The sequence below is a fragment of the Rhodococcus ruber genome (genome assembly GCF_027270735.1).
Lineage (GTDB): Bacteria > Actinomycetota > Actinomycetes > Mycobacteriales > Mycobacteriaceae > Rhodococcoides > Rhodococcoides rubrum_A.
On sequence record NZ_JAPWIJ010000001.1, the window covers coordinates 209224 to 228652 of the forward strand.

Consider the following 19429-nt stretch of genomic DNA (forward strand, 5'->3'; position numbering starts at 1 on the left):
GCGGTGAGCGAAAGAAGCGTTCGGCTCGTGCTCGCCGCCGCAGCCGCGTCGTTACTGGGGGTGGCGGCCGCATTCGCGCTCGCGTACCCCACCTTCCCCGGCGGTTCGTCGTGGCTACGGGTGATCGCGGTGGCCTCGGGTTCGGTGGTGTTGGGGTTCGGCGTTCTCGCTGTCATGGACGCCAATTCCGATTCCGGACGCCCCGCCGTCGACCCGCCGGTGATGTGGCGAGCGATCGGATTCCTGTCTGGGCTGTGGGCGGTTGCAGAGTTCGTTCTGCTCATCGCGGCCGCTGCAGATTCTGCCGGTCGCACTCCGTTGACGTTGTCGCCGAGCGCATTCACCTCGTTCGCGGCCGAGATCTCCGTTGGTCGACTGGGGACGGCGACGGTGATTCTTGCGCTCGCCCTGTGCGCCATCGGAGTGGCCGGCTACCGACGTGAGGCGGACTGGTCTCCGATTCCGGTGATCGTGTTGGCGTCCCTCGCCCTGGTCGCGCGCCCGATCACCGGCCACATGTCGCAGTTTGCGTTCGGCTCCATCGCCGTTGCAGTACATGTGTTGTTCGCATCGGTGTGGCTCGGCGTTCTCGGCGCGATGGCGCTGAGTCTGCGGAGCAAGTCCGCCTGGGCGACGCTGCTGCCGGTCTACTCCATGATCGCTTTCTGGTGCGTACTCGCAGTCGCCGGCACCGGCGTGCTGGACGCGGTCCTCAAGCTGGACAGCATCGCCGCCGCGGTCGAGACCGGTTACGGCCGAATCGTTCTCGCCAAGGTTCTGGTCACCGTGATCCTCGTCGCGGTGGCCAACCGAATCCGCCGGACGTGGTTACCCAGCGCCGCCGCGCACCGATCCACCGTGGAGTACTCATTGGGCCGCGCAGCCTCGCACGTGTGCCTGCTGGCGGTGGCGTTCGGCCTGGCGGCGGCGCTGGCAACCACGGCCTGACAAAGGCGGTAGTTCCGGAACACGAACGGTCCCGGTGCATAACAAGGTTGGATCGACGCAGATGGCGCGTTCACCGTCTCATTACCTGTCCAGACGGGCTACTGAGCGGTTGCCCGCCTGCTGACCCCTAGCAATGCAAACGGAACGAGGGAGTCCGGGTCGATCCAGGCCGACCAGTAGCCGCCGCGGACAGGGAAGCTGAACAGCAGCGCGGAGCCGCCCTGGCGGGTGCGAGCTATGGTCTCCTCGAAGCCTACGACGTTGGACAGGCCGTAGCCCTCTCGGTTCGCTTCGAGATAGTCGGCGGACGTCCGCAGATCGACGACATAGGTCGCAGTAGTTGTCTCCTGCCCGCGCGCTCCCTCCAGGTCGCTGATGAATGATGCCAGAATCGGTTCTGGCAGTTGAGAAGCCGGCGCGGCAGCCAGAAGTTTCTCAATCGTCAAGGTGCGCTCGTCCGGCTGCGATGAGGGCTCGCGGAACACTCCGTCTGCATCGGTGTGGTCTGCGAAGTCGGCAAAATCCAGATTCGCGATCGACAGATTGTTCTCGACCGGCGCGAGGTGTTCGGGAGCTACCCGGAAGCTGTTCGATTCCTCGGACTCGTCGCCTTCCGCCGGGTCGGTGTTCAGCACGAGGATGGGTCGTTCCGGATCCGCGAACGTCCGCGCGTCGGCAACGAAAAGGTACCCGCTGTCGACGTCGAGGTCGAGCAGCATATTGACGGTCCAACCGTCGAACTCGCGGTCGTCCACTGTAGTCAGTACCGCTTGCGCATCGAACCCCCCTGGCTGGACACGAACAGCCTGCGCATCCTGCATCAGAGTTCGCCACGCCGCATCGTCGGTGAAATCGGTCCGGACCAAGATCGATTGTCCGTGAGGAAGATTGGGAGACATTCCTGGATGCTAGTTCAACCAGTAGACCGATCACAGGCGTTCTGCTCACAACCGGCGTTTGCGACATCCACGCAGGCTCAGACCCGAAGTACCAGTCCAATCAGACTGGGCTCAGGCGCGCCGCGAGACGACGAAAGTCGATGTGTCGGATGCAGACGGTGCCGACGCGACGCCGTCGGCGTATCACCCGTCGACTTCCGGCACGACCGGAGCTGCGACGCCAGATCGTTCGATTGGCGGACAGACAATCTCCCCCAGGTATTGAAAGCTGTTGGTAGCAAACAACACACGGAGGACGCATGAAAAGAAGGATCATGACGGCGGTCTCGGCGGTCTGTATCGCTGGCGCAATGGCTTTTGTGGGCGGTGGCACTGCGGACGCTGCCCAAGGCGGCCTCGGCTTCGGCAAGGCCTGGTTCAAGGTAGCTCGGTCCGAGCTCGTGAATTGGAACACACAAACCGCGTGCGAAAGCACCGGCGTGAGCAAGTGGAACTGCCAACCGATGGTGGCGGCGGTCAACAGGGAGCGGGCTCGTAACCCGAAAGCTACGGGCTACTGGGCGGAGTTCTTCGTAAATGGAACGACACGTTCCGGGACTTGGTAATTTCTGAAGCAGGCGCAAGTCGATAGGCCTGTCTCGACGGCCTGCGGAACGACCAGAAGACGAAGCCTGTCGGGAGTCTGTACTAGCCTGGGCGCATGCCGAAGTTGACTGTGGTGCCGAGTGGTTCTTCGGCGTCTGCGGTCGACGGTATCCCCACGGTCGCGGAGTTCTTCGCCGGTATCGGTCTCGTCCGAATGGGCCTGGAGCAGGCCGGTTTCGAGGTGCGCTGGGCCAACGACATCGAGCGTGACAAGCACCAGATGTATCGCCAGCACTTCGGTGACGATGCGGGCCATTTTCAGCTCGGTGATGTCGCTGCCACTCGCGGTCACGATCTGCCCGAGGGGTTGTCGTTGGCGTGGGCATCGTTTCCGTGCACCGACTTGTCGCTGGCCGGTGGCCGGGCCGGTCTCGCGGGCAAGAACTCGTCGACCTTCCGGCATTTCACGCGGGTGCTGGGTGAACTCGGTGCCGCGCGCCCGGAGGTGGTCGCGCTCGAGAACGTCGTCGGCTTGGCCACAAGTCACGGAGGAGACGATCTGGCTGCGGCGGTCCGGGAGCTCAACGAGCTCGGTTACTCGGTGGATGTGCTGACCATCGATGCTCGACGCTTCGTCCCGCAGTCACGTCCGCGCCTGTTCCTGATCGGTGCGCAGAATCCGCCCGAGGATGCCCGCGATCCCAACAGTGAGCTGCGACCCGATTGGCTCCAGGCGGTGTACGGCGATTCGACGCTGCTGACGCATCGAGCACCGCTACCGAGTCCACCGATTCCGTTGACCAGTGGTCTCGGTGATGTGGTCGAGCGTATGGACTACCGGGACTCGCGGTGGTGGGATGCCGACCGTACCGCGGCGTTCGTACAGTCGTTGTCGCCGATTCAGTTGCAGCGCATCGACATTCTGAAGAAGGCCCGCAAGGTCAGCTACCGCACCGCCTACCGTCGCACTCGTAACGGCGTCGCGGTGTGGGAGGCGCGGCCCGACGACATCTCCGGCTGCTTGCGTACCGCACGCGGCGGCTCCTCGAAGCAGGCGGTCGTCAAGATGGGGAACGGCCGCTTGCAGGTGCGTTGGATGACGCCGGTGGAGTACGCCCGCCTGATGGGTGCCGGCGACTACACACTCGATGGTCTGCGAAACAATCAGGCGCTCTTCGGTTTCGGTGATGCGGTGTGCGTTCCTGTGGTCGCGTGGCTCGCCGAACACTATCTGATGCCGCTCGTCACTGGATCTCTCGTCAATTCGACGACCCTGAATTCTGCTGCGGCACATGTCCAGTCACGGTAAGTCCTCACTTCGGGCGTCGGCCGTCGCACCGCGAAAGAGCACCCTGCCTGCGGACGACGTGCAGTCCTTTCGTACGGCGCTGCGAGAGGTGCTGAGTGAGAAAGACGATCGAGGCCGAATGTGGTCGGCAGCCAAGTGGGGCGTGTACGCGTTCTACGATTACGACGGCGAACCGATCTACGTGGGACAGACCAAAGAGAAACTCAGTGTCCGGGTGCAACGACATCTGACCAACCAGCGAACCGACGCCGTCGCGATGCGGGTGCTCGATGTGTTCGAAGTCGCGGAGATCGAGATCTGGCCACTGTGGCAGTACGAGGATCTCAAGAAGTCCGATGGCGCAGAGCAATTCCGCGCTGCCGAGCAAGATCTCAATGCCCACGAGTACACGGCGTACCTCGAAGCCATCGACAAATCGCGACACAAAGCGATCCTCAACGAGAAGATTCCGCCGATCTCGCAGCCCATCGCACTCCCCGCGTCGCTGCGCCGGTCGTTGATCTCCGAACAGACGCGTCGCGAGCGCGGGCACCCCGACATCCGTATCGCGCGCCGCGCCGAGACAATTTCGCGTCTGGCCGCCGTCACTCGTGAACGTGGAGAGGTGTCCGAGGGCCTGCGACGCGTCCTCGTCGTGCAGGCGGTGCGGCTGGCGTACCTGTCTGCCGAGCGACTCGCCTTCGTCGAGGGGCATCCGATCCCCGATCCCGCAGCCATCGACGTCACCGCGCTGGTGGGGTCGGTGCTGCACGAGCGCAGTGATCCTGACGATCCCGAGGACACGGAAGATGCGATCGAGTCCGCGGACACCACCGAGCCCGACGGCGAGTTGGACCTGTTCAGCGAGTACTGACTCGCCCCGCCGTAGGCTCGCCCTGTGCCGCTTCCCCCTCACGTTGCCGATCTCACCAGCATCGATCTGTTGCTGTCGGTGGCCGAGCTCGGCAGCATCGGTCGAGCGGGCCGAGCGCACGGCATGTCGCAACCGGCCGCAAGTTCGCGCATCCGTGCGCTGGAGCGCCGCGTCGGCGCGCCCTTACTCACACGGGGCGCACGCGGAACGGTGCTGACCGAGTTCGGCGAGCTCGTCGCAAGTTGGGCAGCGCCGGTCGTCCGGTCGGCAGAAGACTTGGCGACGGCAATCGCCGCGCTGCATGCCGAGCGCATCGGCCACGTGCAGATCGCTGCCAGTCAGACTGTCGCAGAGTATCTTCTGCCACGCTGGCTGGTCACGCTGCACGCGCGTCTCCCGCACATCGTGCCGACACTGAGCTCGGGTAACTCCGCGGTCGTCGCCGAGAAGGTGCTGGCAGGTAGCGCGGACATCGGTTTCATCGAAAGTCCCGAAATACCTGCAGGTCTCGATCATCGAACCGTGGCCGCCGACGAATTGGTGCTCGTGGTACCGCCGGAACACGCGTGGGTCAGCACCCCACCCACCGCCCACGACATCGTCGCCACCGCATTGGTGACGCGGGAGGCGGGCTCGGGAACACGCTCGGCGTACGAAAGTGCCTTGACTACAACGGGTCTCGGGCAGCCGATGTCGCCTCTGCTCGAGGTCTCGTCGACGACGGCGATCAAGTCCGCCGTCGCCGCAGGAATCGGCGGTGCCGTTCTCAGCTCACTGGCCGTTGCATCCGAGCTGGCCGCCGGCACCCTGATCCAGGTGCCGATCCCGGGGCTGACACTGCGACGCGAACTGAGGGCGATCTGGCCGTCCGGCCGCGCGCCGAGTGGACCGGCCGCGGAACTGCTCACCGTGGCGGCGAATTCTCACCTGCAGCCATAACCCTGAGTTATGACCGGTGAACAAACCGGCACCTACCGACCGGGTGCAGCACCGCGCAGGCTGAGCACATGACCGTGACCTTCCCCGCCCCGATCTCGACCGAGACCGATACGCACCGCCGAACCTTCGAGCACATCACCCCGAATTGGTTCGCCGCAGTGATGGGGACCGGCATCGTCGCCACCGCAGCCGCAACGCTGCCTGTGCAGTTCCCCGCGCTCCACGTCTTCGCCACTGCAGTGTGGGTGTTCGCAGTTACAGCGCTGGTCGTCATCGGCACAGCCTTCGCGCTGCACTGGATCGGGCATCGCGGCCGCGCCGTCGAGTATGCGCGACACCCGGTCATGGTGCAGTTCTACGGAGCCCCGCCCATGGCTATGCTCACCGTCGGCGCGGGCGCCGGGCTCCTCGGAGCGGACCTGCTGGGATCCACCGCGTCCACCGTGCTGTTCGCCACCCTGTGGATCGCCGGGACGATCGCCGGTCTGCTCACCAGCGTCGTCGTGCCTTATCGAATGATCACCACCTCCGATCACCGCGACGTCGCCGCCCTGCCGGCATGGTTGATGCCCGTCGTCCCGCCGATGGTGTCGGCGTCGACCGGGGCGTTGCTGCTCCCCCACGTACCCGACGGCCAGTGGCGGCTGGCTCTGTTGTGCGCCTGCTATGCGATGTTCGGTATGTCGTTGATCGTCGGGATGATCACCATGACGCTGATCTATGGACGCCTACTGCACGGCGGCCTGCCACCCGTCGACGCAGCTCCCACCGTATGGATCACGCTGGGACTGATCGGTCAGTCGATCACAGCGGCGAACCTACTCGGCACCGATGCATCGATGGTGTTCACCGGTTCCCAGGCGTCGATCGCCGTCGGACTACACGTGTTCGGCATCGGCTACGGGCTGATCATGGGCGGCTTCGGTGCGCTGATGTTCGCGCTCGCCGCCGCACTCACCGTGTACGCGGCGCGCAGAAACCTGGGATTCTCGCTGACGTGGTGGTCGTTCACGTTTCCCCTCGGCACCTGCGTCACCGGAGCGACTGCCCTGGGTAATTCTCTCGACTTCGGCGCAGTCCACGCTCTGGCCGTAGTGCTGTACGCGGTGCTCCTCGCAGCCTGGGTTACCGTCGCGGCCCGCACCGTTCGAGGCGTCCTACGAGGGAGCCTGCTGCACCCCAACTGATCTCACATGTGCGCGAGCACGTTCACCACATTGCCACCCGCATCGCGGAAGAAGAACCGACGCACGCCCCACTCCTCGTTGGTGATCTCGTAGACGATCTCGAGATTCGCATCGACGGCAGCTCGATAGGCCGAGTCCACATCGTCCACCTCGATCGACGCCGACGGGTTCACCGGCCCGGTGGGGTCGGTGGTGATCAGACTCAGTTGCGCCGTGCTATCACCGGACGGTGCGAGCGTCGCGATCCAACCGTGGTTCATCACGATCTCCATGCCGGTGACCTGAACGTACGCGTCCAGCGCCGCATCGAGATCGGTGACCGTGAGCAGGGGCATCGCGCGCACAATGTCCATGTTTGGACTGTATCGCTCAGAAAGCGTCCCCGCGGGGACGTTCGCGACGAGCATCTCGCACATGGGGGACGATGTTTCGATGCTGACGATCAAGGTGACTCTGGCCGACATCGAACCAGCGGTGTGGCGGCGGTTCACCATCAATTCCGACGCCACACTGCCCGAGCTACACGACGTCATCCAAGACGTCATGGGCTGGGAAGACCGACACCTGCACATGTTCTTCGTCGGCGACGATCCCTATCGAACCAGTCGACGCTACGAGATGAAGTCCGCACTCGAGGAGTGGGACGACGGCGCCGGGACGCTCGAGGACGGCGTGCGAGTGGACGAAGTCCTCGGTGCCGTCGGGGATCGTCTCGGGTACGAGTACGACTTCGGTGACGGATGGACACACCACCTGGTCGTCGAAGAAAGATCGACCGTTGCCGGTACTGCAACCTGCCTCGACGGCGACCGCGCCTGCCCACCCGAGGACTGCGGTGGTACGTCCGGCTACGACGAGCTGCTGAAGGTTCTCGCTGACACCGATCATCCTGAGCACAACCATATGAAGCAGTGGGCGGGCAGCTTCGAGGAGCGCTTCGCGGTGGCCGACGCGAACAACAGAATCGCGTTGCGGCGCGCCGTGACGGATTTGGCCGGCCGCGTACACGAGCGGCTACCCAAACTCGGCTCGCTTCTCGAACGCGGGCCCCTCGAGTATCACCCCGATCTGCCCGATGTCCTCGCACGCGTCGATTTCGATGTGGCACAGGTGGACCCCGCAGCGGCGGCATCGGCAATGGATAAGTTGACGTGGATGCTGGCGCGGGTGGGCGCAGAGGGAATCACGCTCACTGCTGCGGGCTATCTCCCGCCCAAAGACATTGCTGCGATGCGTGTAGAGCTCGAATGGGGTGCTGAATGGTTCGGAAACTCCAACCGCGAGGTGGACCATCAGCAGGTGCACTGGCTTCGGGCTGCTGTGACGCAACTCGGACTGGTTCGTGTGCTGAAGGGACGGCTACTTCGCACCCGTTTGGGCAACACCCTGGCCACCGACCCAGTCCGCCTGTGGTCGCACGCCGCGGCTCGGATGCCTTTCGGACGCGAGCAGTACGAGAAGGATGCAGGCCTGCTGCTCCTGGTGGCGGTTGCAGGGGGTTGCTCTCCGACCGAACGCAATTCGCTGATCCTTCGAAGCCTCGAGAGCATCGGATGGCGAATCCCCGAGAGCGAAAGACGCTACGCCCAGTACCTCGCTCGACCGACCTTGGACTTCCTCACTTTGATCGGCGCTGTGCCATCGACCTTGGGTCGTGAAGGGACCGGACCGGATTGGGGACGCACTTTTGCCGTACACGCACTCGGCTTGTGAACCAGTATGGGCTACCGGACGCCCATCAGGTCACGCTGCGAGCCCTTTGCGCCGCACACGGTCACGATCGAGCGCCTCGAGCAGAAGCGGGGCCAGAGGATCAGGTACGCAGAACTTGTCGTTCACCTTGACGAGCAATCCGAGGTCGAACATCGACATGAACCGGAGTGTCGCGACGGTCTGAATCACCTTACTGTCGGACATCGTTCCCAGGACGACACCGTCGGATTCCCCCACCGGATCACCGACGAGGCTGCGCACGAGCACGGTGGTCGCCAACGCCGAGCCTGCCACGAGCTCGGACTGCACGGAATCATCGCCGGAGTCGTAGACAGGCGTCAAGCAGGATGCGTACGCCTCGACCACGGCGGCGCGAGTTCGGTCCGCGCTCGGAGACACCACCCAAGCACAGGCTTCGGGTCCGCGGGTATAGATCTGGCCCGCGTTCTCGAGGACACCGACCCTACGGGCGGTATCCAACACCGATCGATAGTTCACCATCGCCATGAAGTCAGGTTGTGTAGCGATACTGTCGAAACCAGGAATCCCAAGCGCAGCAACGATCTCGACCGAGTCGTCCCAGTAGTCGATTCGGGCCGATGACGCGCGGCGCTCAGTCGCAGCCCACGTTGCCAAACGTTGCAGGAGTGAGACCACTATCGGTGTACTCAGTGGGCTCGAGCGCCCCGGCGATATCGGAGAACTGGGCACCGGCGCGAATGCAGACGAGGACCCGATCTCTCTCGAGATCTCTTCGTTCTGAGATGGCGACAACCGTTCGGCGACGACGAACATGCCGAAAAGATCGATGGCGCGGCGAATCTCGTCGCGCTCCCACGGCGACTGTTCATACTCATCGAAGTCGAAGTACTCGTGATCATCGAGACAGAACATGTCGATCGGAAAATCTGCGCCGTACACGCTCACGTTCCGCTCGCGGACCGACCGATCGACTGTCATAGCTGTCGCGAAAGCCGTCAACTGATCCGCGACCCAGGCATTCTCGACCAGCCAATCGGAGAAATGAAGAAGAGCGCTCGGCCAAAAAAGAGGTTCCCTTTCACGCGGAGCCTGACTGTGGGCCTCGCGACTGGTCTTTCTGCTACGCGATCTGCGGTTGCTCATGATGTCCCCCCGGATGTGTGTGGTCGAGAGAGTAGGCGAGGGGTACGACAAGCGAGCGGAGGCCGGCGAGTCGCTGCTGATTACGGTCGCAGGACGACCGAGCACCTTGTCGGTTCCGGCAGAGCGAAAGCACGGGAACACGTTCGGCGACGTAGCGGGCGTCTTCGACTCGGACACGACCCGACCCTTACGGGCGATCTGATGCACGGTGCTCGGCCGATGACCCGCAACGCCGATGACCTCCGGGGAATCGAAGAACTGGTCGAGATCGACAGCCACTGAACCAACCGAGTCGTTCACCCCGACGACATGTGCAATTCCCACAACACACGTCAGCCCGTCGGTTACGGTCGGAAGCATGAGCAGCTTCCGTGCTCGATATTTCTCAGGAGAAGTCTGAAGTGAACATCGTTTCTCGCGTCGCCGCCGGTGGAATCCTCGGTCTCGCAGCCGCTCTCACCCTTGCCTCCTGCTCCGAACCGGCGGCCCCCGAAAGCGGCGGCGATACGAGCGGAACCCTGACGGTCTACACCTCGGAGCCGCAGGCCAAGATCGATGAGCTCAACGCCGAGTTCACCGCCGAGAATCCGGGCATCGACGTGCAGGTGTTCCGTGCAGGCACCGGCGATCTCAATGCCCGCATCGCCTCCGAACGGCAGACCGGTTCCATCGGCGCCGATGTTCTGCTCGCCGCAGACGCTCCGACGTTCGAGAAGTACAAGGCCGACGACCTACTGCTGCAGTACACCCCGGCCGACGTCGACGCACTCGATCCCAACGTCGTCGATCCCGACGGCTACTACGTGGGCACCCGCATCATCCCGACGGTCATCGCGTACAACACCGGGGCCGTGTCGCAGCCTCCGACGTCGTGGAAAGAACTGGCCGACCCCCAGTACAAGGGCAAGATCACGCTGCCCAATCCCGACGTGTCCGGCGCGGCAGCGTTCAACACCGCGGTCTGGCTCGGCCAGCAGGACCTCGGCCTTCCGTGGCTCACCGACCTCGTTGCCAACGAGCCGGTCGTCGCCGAGAGCAACGGCCCCGTCGCTCAGGCCGTCGCGGCAGGCACTCAGCCGGTCGGGATAGTCGTCGACTACCTGGTGCGTGAGCTGGCCGAGAAGGGATCACCGATCGCCGCGTCGTACCCCACCGACGGTGTCCCGTACATCTCCGAGCCGGCCGGCATCTTCAAGGACTCGGCCAACCAGGAGGCTGCACAGAAGTACGTGGACTTCCTCGTCAGCAAGCGCGGTCAGGAGATCGCCGTCGAGCAGCAGTACCTGCCGGTCCGGTCCGATGTCGGCACGCCAGAGGGCGCACCCGCACTCGCGGACATCGAACTGCTGAACCCGGACCTCGACACCATCACCGCCTCGCAGCCCGATGCCGTCGCCACGTTCAACGATCTTCTTGGCTGACCGCGTCACCTGGGTACGCGCCTGCCTATGGCTGGCCGTCCTGGCACTGATCGGCGCGCCGTTGGCCGCAGTAGTCTCGATCGGCTTGGGCGGCAACCATATTCAGGAATTGCTCGACGGCGGGATCGCCTCGGCTGCGGCCAACAGTGTCGTATCTGCAGGTCTGTCGGCGGCAGCGGCGGTGGCGATCGCGACCATCATGGCCCTCGTTCTCGATCGCACCGATCTGCCCGGTCGCTCGGTACTACGTCTGATTCTGCTCAGCCCGTTGCTGATTCCGCCGTTCGTCGGCGCGATCGCGTGGACGGGACTGCTGGGCCCGAGCGGAATGATCAACTCGTTCTGGAACGAGACGTTCGGCGGCGGGCCGCTGTGGAACATCTACGGCGGTGACGGCGTGATCTTCCTGCTGACCGTGCACTCGTATCCGCTTGCATACCTGATCATCTCGGCAGCGCTGCGACGAGTACCGGGCGATCTGGAACAGGCGGCTCGCATTGCCGGAGCATCACCGTTCCGGGCCATGCGCGACGTGACGCTGCCACTGCTGCGCCCGGCCCTGCTGGCATCACTGACGTTGACGGCCGTATCCAATCTTGCGGATTTCGGCATTCCGGCCCTGATCGGATTGCCCGAGCGCTACGTCACGCTCTCGACCATGGTGTACCGATACATCCAGTCGGGCACCGTCGATCGACCGCTCGAAGTGGTCTCGACCATCGGCATCGGACTCCTCGCACTCGCCGTGGTTGCAGTCGCGATCGATCGCATTCTCGGCCGCCGATCGATTCAGTTGGACGGAGCGGTCACGGCGCGGCAGTTACTTCCGTTGGGACGCAGTCGAATTCCTGCAGGGATCGTTGCCTGGCTCGTCGGCCTGGCCCTGACGGTACTGCCGATCCTGGCGCTGGCAACGCAAGCATTGCTTCCGGCCCCCGGCGTTCCGCTCACCTGGGACAACCTCACCCTGGCGAGCATCGAAAGTGCCGTCACTGCACCGGGAACCTTGGTGGGCATTCAGAATTCGGTGACCCTGGCCCTCGGGGCAGCTCTCGTATGCGGATTCCTCGGCTTGGCCATCGGCGTGCTCACCACCCGCACCCGATCCCGAGACAACGTCGGCCTCGACCTGGCTGCCATGCTGCCGCAGGCAATTCCCGGCCTGGTCATCGCTGTCGGTTGGTTGATCATCGGACGCTACACCGGACTGTTCGACACCAAGTGGGTCATCCTGTGCGCCTACGTCATGGCGTTCCTCGCGATCGTCGTCCAAGCCGTCCGTGCGCCACTGAGTTCCACGCCGACGGCCCTCGAAGAAGTCGCGAGATCCTCCGGCGCATCACATCTTCGGTCGTTGTGGGACGTGCCGTGGAAGATGGCGATCCCTACCGCAGTCACCGGAGCGGTGCTCGTAGCCCTCACTGCAGTGCGCGAGCTGACCATGTCGGTGCTCCTCGTCGCTCCGGGCACGCAGACCCTCGGCGTATCCATATTCAACCTGCAGCAGGCCGGCGACTACAACGCCGCCTCTGCCCTGTCCCTACTCGTCGCGCTCGTCGGATTCGCGGGTCTGGGCCTGGTTGCCTCCACCCGAGCCGGACGCCCGCACGTCCGACGCCGATAAGAAGGAAACCGATGTCTGCCATCACGATCGAACATCTCGGCCTCCGGTACCACGACGGCACGGTCGGCGTCGAGGGAATCGATCTCGACATCGCCGACGGCGAGTTCGTGGTACTCGTCGGACCGTCGGGCTCGGGAAAGACCACGCTGCTGCGTACAGTTGCCGGCTTCCTGAAACCTACCGCCGGTTCCATCTCCATCGGCCCGGATGTGGTGGCAAGCGAACGCGTTTCGACGCCTCCCGAGTCCCGCAGGCTCGGGATGGTATTCCAGCAGCATGCACTGTGGCCGCACCGCACCGTGGGTCGAAACGTCTCCTACCCACTCGAATTGGCCAAGACATCCAAGGCGGAGCGTACGAAGAAGGTCGCCGACGTGCTCGAGCTCGTCGGGCTGCCGGGGCTCGAGAAGCGGGATCCGGCCACTCTCTCCGGTGGCCAGCGGCAACGCGTTGCGCTCGCTCGTGCTCTGGTCTCGTCGCCGCGGGCGCTGCTCCTCGACGAAGCTCTCTCGGCGTTGGACGAGCCTCTACGCGATCGCCTTCGCCTCGAGCTTCGGGCGCTGACGCGCGCAGCAGGATTGACCGTCGTACATGTGACGCACGATCGCACCGAGGCCCTTGCCCTCGCAGACCGGGTGGTCGTCCTCGATCATGGCACCATCGCGCAGGTCGGTACACCCGAGGACGTGGTGCGTGCCCCGAAGTCGGCGTTCGTCGCCCGCTTCCTGTCCGACGCCACCCTCGTCGACGGCACCGTTGCACACGGCACCTTCACCTCCGGCTCCCTCACACTGGCATCCGACGGCACCGGACCCGGGACACTCGCGGTCCTGCCGACCGACATCGAGATCGTGTCCGACGGCGACATCAGTGGCACCGTGACCTCCTCGCTGTTCGGACGTGATGCCAGTGATGTCCTGGTGCGCAGTGGCGACGTCGACTTCCGCTGCTCGGTTCGCGGACCGCGTCCCCAAGTGGGCGATGCGGTCACCCTGACCGTTCGCCGGTCGTTCTTCTACGCGCACTGAACACTCTCGACCGCGTCTCCCCGAGCCCCAGCAGACCCGCCACTGTGATTCACCAGACAGGAAAATTATTTGCTTAGCGCATGTATGTATATATATGGTTGCAGACAGCAAGTAAATCGAACTCAGTGTTGGAGTACTCATGGCAGTTCAATCCACGACAGCGGAGTCGCTGGTCGAAGAGGTCTTCCTCTTCGGGCGCACGCTGAAGCGGGCCGTGACCACCGGAGTCGAGGATTCACCATTGCCGCAGGCGCTGACCGGAGTTCTGGCCATCCTCGCGACCGAAGGTGAATGCAGACAGACCGACCTCGCCAGCAGGCTCTGCGTCAGCCAGTCCGCCCTCAGCCGGCAGATCGCGGACCTGGTCGACCTCGGCTACATCGATCGGCATCCCGATCCGGACGACCGAAGGGCGTCCCGGGTCTGTGTGTCGGACGAAGGTCAGGCTCGACTGAAACAGATATGGGACAGGCGAGCACGTCGCCTGGCAGAGATGTTGAGCGAGTGGAGTGAAACCGAGGCACTCGATGCCCTCGATTCCATCCGCAAGCTCAACGACACGTTCACCGAAGACGCCCACGCCCAGCACCAGGACGTGGCCCGCATTGAATTGATTGCGAGATAAGACATGACAGGAACCGCGGAGAATCCGCCGAATCAGGCAGTCGCCGATCCCGATGCGATGTCGCATCGCCAGATCCTCGAAGCCCTCACCGGTCTGCTGGCCGCGCTGTTCACCGCGCTGCTGAGCACCACCATCGTTTCGACCGCACTCCCGACCATCATCGGTGACCTGAAGGGCTCGCAGACCGCGTACGCCTGGGTCATCACCACCGCACTGCTGGCCAACGCCGCGTCGACGCCCATCTGGGGCAAGCTGGCCGACCTGTTCAACAAGAAGGTCCTGGTTCAGAGCGCGATCGTCATCTTCGTCGCCGGCTCGCTGATCGCCGGCTTCGCGCACAACGTTCCGCTGCTGCTCGCCGCTCGTGTGGTGCAGGGCATCGGCATGGGCGGTTTGACGGCACTCGTCATCGCCATCATCGGCACCATCGTCTCCCCGCGTGATCGCGGTCGCTACTCGGGTTACACCGGCGCTGTCATGGCCGTGTCGATGTCCGGTGGCCCCATCCTGGGCGGTGTCATCGTGGACAGCCCCCTCGGCTGGCGCTGGTGCTTCTTCGTCTGCGTGCCGCTCGCCGTCATCGCCCTCGGCCTGCTGCAGAAGACGCTGCACATCAAGACTGTCCGCAAGGACAACGTCTCCATCGACTGGCTCGGCGCGCTGCTGCTGACCGCAGGCGTTTCGGTTCTCCTCGTGTGGGTTTCGTTCGCAGGCAAGGCGGACTACTACGACTGGATCTCCCGTGAGACCGCGTACCTGGTCGGCGGCGGAGTTCTGCTGCTCGTCCTGACGATCATCGTCGAGGCTCGGCACAAGTCGCCGATCATCCCGCTCAAGATCGTCACCGAGCGCACCACCGGCCTGGCCATCGTCGCGTCCATCGCAGTCGGCGTCGGCCTCTTCGGAGCCACCACTTTCCTCGGCCAGTACTTCCAGACCGCTCGCGGCTACACCCCCACCGAAGCCGGATTGCTTTCCATCCCACTGGTGTTCGGCATGCTCGTTGCCTCCGTCGGCTCGGGTCAGCTCATCACCAAGTTCGGTAAGTGGAAGCCGTTCATCGTCACCGGTTCCGTCCTGCTGGTCGTCGGCTTCCTGCTCCTGGGCACCATCGACCACGCAACCAGCCTGGTCACCGTCGGAATCTTCATCACCATCGTCGGCCTGGGTACCGGCATGCTGATGCAGAATCTCGTTCTCGCAGTGCAGAACACGGTCAGTGTGCAGAACGTCGGTGCCGCATCGTCGACGGTCGCCTTCTTCCGTACCTTCGGCGGCGCGATCGGCGTCTCGGTTCTCGGTTCGCTACTCGCAACCCGGGTCGCCGAGAAGTCGGCCAGCGGCTTGGCGCAGCTCGGCGTGGACAGCTCGGCCAGCGGCGGTGGATCACTCGATCTGACGTCACTGCCCGAACCGATCGTCAATGTCATCCGCACCGCCTACGGTGACGCCACCGGACGCATCTTCATGATCGCCGGCTTCGTTGCGATCGTCACGCTCATCGCCGTGATCTTCATCCCGAACCGCCCACTGCGCCAGACGATCGACATCGCCTCGACTCCCGCAACAGGACCGGTGGACGAGTCGAAGGATCAGTTCGCCGAGATCCCGTCCTTCGGTGCGACTCAGGAGTACGTCTCGACCGACTACGAGACCGAGTACGAAGCCGATCGCCGCATCGAGAGTGGCCGCATCGAGAGTCGCCGCATCGAGGGTCGGCACGAGGCCCAGCCGGGGCAGCGCCCCTTCGAGGGTCTGAGCACCGACGCACGTGATCGACTGCTCTCCCTGCTGTTGCCCGAGCCCAAGGACACGTTGGCCGCACTCGACGAGGCCGAGACCATTCGTGCCGAAGTTGTTGCACTGCAGCAGGAACTCGACGCGAAGATGATCGACTTCGACGCAGTGTGCGAGCGGCTTCGTCGCCTCGGACTCAGCGAGGAGCAGATTGCTCGGGTGTTGGGAGACAACCACATTCCCGACAGTCGCAATCACTACGCAAATGCCGGACTGAACGGCCACAGCGTCAACTAGGCCCCGCACGACGAAGGATTCCCCGCACCCCATCAGGAGTGCGGGGAATTTTCGTTCTCTATGCTGACCGAACAGACCGCCCACCTTTTTCCCGGGAGCACCTTCCATGACACGTCGTTCCCAGTTGTCCGCCGCCGCGGTGCTCCTGGCAACAGCAATCGTCTGCGCGGCGTGCGCGGCCGAGAAGCAGCCGCCGCCGGCCGGCACCCCGGTCTACGGCGCCACCGGCGCAGCACCCGGTCTCGGATGGACTCTCTCGCCCTCGGACCTCGACGTGTCGGACGGACAATTTCGCGATCCCGTGCGAGGGAGCACGACCGACTCGATGGAATCCGGCTCCATCACCGACGGGTCGACGGTTGTCACCCTCTTCGGCCGTCCGGACGGAAGGGAGTATCTCGACGCCACCCTGGTGGGTCTCGACATCGCCGACGGGGCGGTGCGCTGGCGTGTTCCCGCGGACGACATCGTCGGTTGCGGCAGGGAGTTCGTCGACGGACAGATCGTCTGCTATCGCGGCAACGGCGACTCGGGTGCCGAAATCTTCACTGTCGACGGCGAATCCGGAGAGTCGACCACTCGGAACGCGGCATTTCCCATCACGAATCTGACGACGTCCGGCGGTCACGTCTACACCTCACATGCGGCAGACGAGGCTGCCGCGCCGACGGTATCGCGCGGCACCGCGGACGCTCTCGACGCAGACTGGTCGGTGCAGTTCGATTCGGCGCAATCGCCTTACACCTCCACGCTCCACACGGAGAACGGAATCGGACTGTTCGACGACGATCAGGGTCTGTTCGCCTTCGACCTCGACACCGGCGACAACCTCTGGTCCAGAACAGCTCCCGACTGCGCTCGGTCCGGCACTGCCTCGCACGACGGCAGAGTTCGGGTGGTACGCACCGACTGCGCCGACCCCAGCACCGTCACAGGTTCGGAGGTCGTCGATGCCGATGGAATCGTCGTCGCGGCAACGGATTCCGTCACCCTGCAGCAACCGACGTTCGATTCCCCGACCGAGTCGGTACCAACACTTCTCGGCACCGGCGGATACCGACCGTCGATTCCCGATCCGGTGTGGACCAACGACGGTCTGGTCTGGGCCGTTCCAGCAGACATCTCCGAACCCGCCGCGAGATTCCTGAAAACGAACGGGCTCGCCTATGCCGTCGCAGGTTCGGTGGCGCTGCTCCGCAACAACGACACGGCGACCGAATCCGCAATCGACCTCGACACCGGAGCCACGTTGTGGAGTCGCGAGTCCGGCGGATTCGCTGAAGTCGGCGCACTGGACGGCGACGTCGCCACTCTCTTCGGCCCCGAGGTACTACGCGGCATCGACGTCAGAACCGGAAACACCGTGTGGGACATACCCACGACGGCACTCGACGACGAGGGAATCGATCTGCAGTCGTGGCCGACGTTCGATCGAGTCGATGCCGACTCGATCTACAGCAGGGCCCTGAGCATCTCGGTTCTACGACAGACGTAGAACCTCCCCCGTCGTCGACGGAGCCGTCACCGATCCCCGGTCTACCGACCCGGGATGTACTTGAGTGCCTTGACGAACGGCGGCATGATCTTCGCCCACAGTTTCGGCGGAAGTCCACGCGGGCCGCCGAGATTGAGCAGACGCGTCGTGGCGATCGTCTGCGATTCCGTGTACTTGAGCAGGCCCTCGGTGCCGTGCCTGCGGCCCATGCCGGACACGCCCATGCCGCCCATCGGCGCACCGGTGGTTCCCCACGTCGGCGCGTAGCCCTCGTCGACGTTGACGGTGCCCGAATGCAGCCGCGCCGCAATGGCTTCGCCCTGCGCCTTGGTCTTGGCCCACACGCTGGCATTGAGTCCGTACTCGGTGTCGTTGGCCTTCTCGATCGCCTCGTCGACGTCGGTGACGGGGTAGATCGAGACCAGCGGGCCGAAGGTCTCGGTGGCCGCGCATTCCATGTCCTCGGTGACGTTGGCCAGTAGCGTCGGCTCGTAGAACAGCGGGCCGATGTCGGGGCGAGCCTTGCCGCCTGCGATCACGGTCGCACCCTTGACCTTTGCGTCGTCGACGTGAGACGAGACGGTCTTGATCTGGTCCTCGGAGATGAGGCTGCCCATCTCGACGCCGAATTCGTAGTCGGCTCCGAGGGTCATGTTGCGCACCCGCTGACCGAACTTCTCGGTGAACTCCGCGGCGATGGACTTCTCGACGTAGATACGTTCGATGGAGATACAGAGCTGACCGGAGTTGGAGAAGCAGGCCCGAACGGCCGCGTCGGACACTTCGCGCAGGTTCGCACCCTTGGCGACGATCATCGCGTTCTTTCCGCCGAGCTCGGCGGAGAATCCGATGAGACGACGCCCCGCCTGCTCGGCCAGCAGCTGACCGGTGGCGGTGGAGCCGGTGAACATGACGTACTCGGTGTTCTCCACCAATGCGGTGCCCACCACCGAACCCGGACCCGGCACCACGGCGAACAGGTCGCGAGGAAGACCTGCCTTGTAGAGCAGTTCGACGCAGGCGAGGGCGCAGTACGGCGTCTGACTGTCGGGCTTGAGTACCACTCCGTTGCCCGCCAGCAGGGCCGGAATAGCATCCGACACCGCGAGCGTCATCGGGTAGTTCCACGGGGAGATGATCCCGACGATTCCCTTGGGCTGGTACCGGACTCGCGTCTTGGTCAGCACCGGCAGCATGCCGGTGACCTTCTTGGGCGCCAGCAGCTTCGCGGCGGTGCGCGCGTAGTGCCGCGAGGTCATCGCGATGTCGAGAACTTCCTCGAGCGCCGCGGCGCGGGACTTGCCGGTCTCGGCCTGCGCCATGTCCATCAGCTCGTCGCGGTGGGCGAGCACCAGGTCTCGGTAACGGTGGAAGATCTCCGCACGCTCGGACACCGGGCGCTTGGCCCATGCCGCCTGAGCTGCGCGTGCGCGAGCAATCGCTGCCGTCGCATCGGCAGCAGTACCGACCGGGATGGTCGCCAGCTCCTTGCCGGTGAACACCTCGGTGATCGTTTTCGTCGGCCGCGATTCGGCGTCGGGAATGGCGATGAGATCAGCGAGCCGGGAGAAGGTCGAGGCGGACGGTGCAGGCATTTCGATGTCCCTACTGGTGAGTAGTGTTCGGAGTAACAGACAACCTACC

General features: G+C 64.3%; 16 protein-coding genes. 12 read left to right on the top strand and 4 right to left on the bottom strand.

All coding sequences use genetic code 11. The annotated features are described in order from the left end of the window. Positions 1-3: 3 nt before the first annotated feature. On the top strand, positions 4-948 hold the full coding sequence (locus tag O4220_RS01005; RefSeq protein WP_269601693.1) for a CopD family protein: 945 nt from the start codon (positions 4-6) through the stop codon (positions 946-948). Between the two features lie 98 nt (positions 949-1046). On the opposite strand, the gene O4220_RS01010 is transcribed toward O4220_RS01005, so the two are convergent. Next, a complete protein-coding gene (locus O4220_RS01010; RefSeq protein WP_269601694.1) occupies positions 1047-1847 on the bottom strand; it encodes a DUF6924 domain-containing protein in 801 nt (266 codons plus the stop codon). Between the two features lie 700 nt (positions 1848-2547). Between O4220_RS01010 and O4220_RS01015 the strand changes: the two genes are divergently transcribed. The 4 genes from O4220_RS01015 to O4220_RS01030 all read left to right on the top strand — a co-directional run bounded on the left by O4220_RS01015 (position 2548) and on the right by O4220_RS01030 (position 6720). Then, positions 2548-3741 (top strand): DNA cytosine methyltransferase, encoded by a 1194-nt coding sequence (locus O4220_RS01015; RefSeq protein ID WP_269601695.1) that lies wholly within the window; start codon positions 2548-2550, stop codon positions 3739-3741. Further along, on the top strand, positions 3725-4594 hold the full coding sequence (locus tag O4220_RS01020; RefSeq protein ID WP_269601696.1) for a GIY-YIG nuclease family protein: 870 nt from the start codon (positions 3725-3727) through the stop codon (positions 4592-4594). The genes O4220_RS01015 and O4220_RS01020 overlap by 17 nt, the downstream gene beginning before the upstream one ends. A gap of 24 nt (positions 4595-4618) precedes the next feature. Beyond that, positions 4619-5533 carry a LysR family transcriptional regulator gene (locus O4220_RS01025; RefSeq protein WP_269601697.1) on the top strand — a complete coding sequence of 305 codons (915 nt, stop codon included), beginning with the start codon at positions 4619-4621 and terminating at the stop codon, positions 5531-5533. 68 nt (positions 5534-5601) lie between these two features. Next, on the top strand, positions 5602-6720 hold the full coding sequence (locus O4220_RS01030; RefSeq protein ID WP_269601698.1) for a TDT family transporter: 1119 nt from the start codon (positions 5602-5604) through the stop codon (positions 6718-6720). Positions 6721-6722: 2 nt separating this feature from the next. On the opposite strand, the gene O4220_RS01035 is transcribed toward O4220_RS01030, so the two are convergent. Further along, the gene (locus tag O4220_RS01035) at positions 6723-7073 is read right to left on the bottom strand and encodes a VOC family protein (protein WP_269601699.1); all 351 of its coding nucleotides are present in this window, start codon (positions 7071-7073) and stop codon (positions 6723-6725) included. Positions 7074-7134: 61 nt separating this feature from the next. Between O4220_RS01035 and O4220_RS01040 the strand changes: the two genes are divergently transcribed. Continuing rightward, positions 7135-8433: a plasmid pRiA4b ORF-3 family protein gene (locus O4220_RS01040; protein ID WP_269601700.1), complete on the top strand. Its 1299-nt coding sequence runs from the start codon at positions 7135-7137 to the stop codon at positions 8431-8433. Between the two features lie 30 nt (positions 8434-8463). Here the strand turns inward: O4220_RS01040 and O4220_RS01045 are convergent, their stop codons facing one another. Continuing rightward, a complete protein-coding gene (locus O4220_RS01045; RefSeq protein WP_269601701.1) occupies positions 8464-9360 on the bottom strand; it encodes a hypothetical protein in 897 nt (298 codons plus the stop codon). A 599-nt stretch (positions 9361-9959) separates the two neighbouring features. Here O4220_RS01045 and O4220_RS01050 point away from each other — a divergent pair. The 6 genes from O4220_RS01050 to O4220_RS01075 all read left to right on the top strand — a co-directional run bounded on the left by O4220_RS01050 (position 9960) and on the right by O4220_RS01075 (position 17785). Continuing rightward, complete coding sequence (locus tag O4220_RS01050; protein ID WP_269601702.1) at positions 9960-10979, top strand: ABC transporter substrate-binding protein; 1020 nt, start codon at positions 9960-9962, stop codon at positions 10977-10979. Then, positions 10972-12603, top strand: coding sequence for an ABC transporter permease (locus O4220_RS01055; protein ID WP_269601703.1), 1632 nt, complete (start codon positions 10972-10974; stop codon positions 12601-12603). The genes O4220_RS01050 and O4220_RS01055 overlap by 8 nt, the downstream gene beginning before the upstream one ends. Before the next feature lie 11 nt (positions 12604-12614). Continuing rightward, complete coding sequence (locus tag O4220_RS01060; RefSeq protein WP_269601704.1) at positions 12615-13631, top strand: ABC transporter ATP-binding protein; 1017 nt, start codon at positions 12615-12617, stop codon at positions 13629-13631. A 139-nt stretch (positions 13632-13770) separates the two neighbouring features. Beyond that, positions 13771-14256, top strand: a complete 486-nt coding sequence (locus tag O4220_RS01065) for a MarR family winged helix-turn-helix transcriptional regulator (protein WP_032380909.1) — start codon at positions 13771-13773, stop codon at positions 14254-14256. Positions 14257-14259: 3 nt separating this feature from the next. Then, on the top strand, positions 14260-16290 hold the full coding sequence (locus O4220_RS01070) for an MFS transporter (protein ID WP_420030297.1): 2031 nt from the start codon (positions 14260-14262) through the stop codon (positions 16288-16290). A 106-nt stretch (positions 16291-16396) separates the two neighbouring features. After that, complete coding sequence (locus tag O4220_RS01075; RefSeq protein WP_269601705.1) at positions 16397-17785, top strand: PQQ-binding-like beta-propeller repeat protein; 1389 nt, start codon at positions 16397-16399, stop codon at positions 17783-17785. Between the two features lie 41 nt (positions 17786-17826). Here O4220_RS01075 and O4220_RS01080 read toward each other — a convergent pair whose 3' ends face one another. Next, entirely contained in the window at positions 17827-19380 is a 1554-nt protein-coding gene (locus tag O4220_RS01080; protein ID WP_032380906.1) for a succinic semialdehyde dehydrogenase, read from the bottom strand. Positions 19381-19429: the final 49 nt, after the last annotated feature.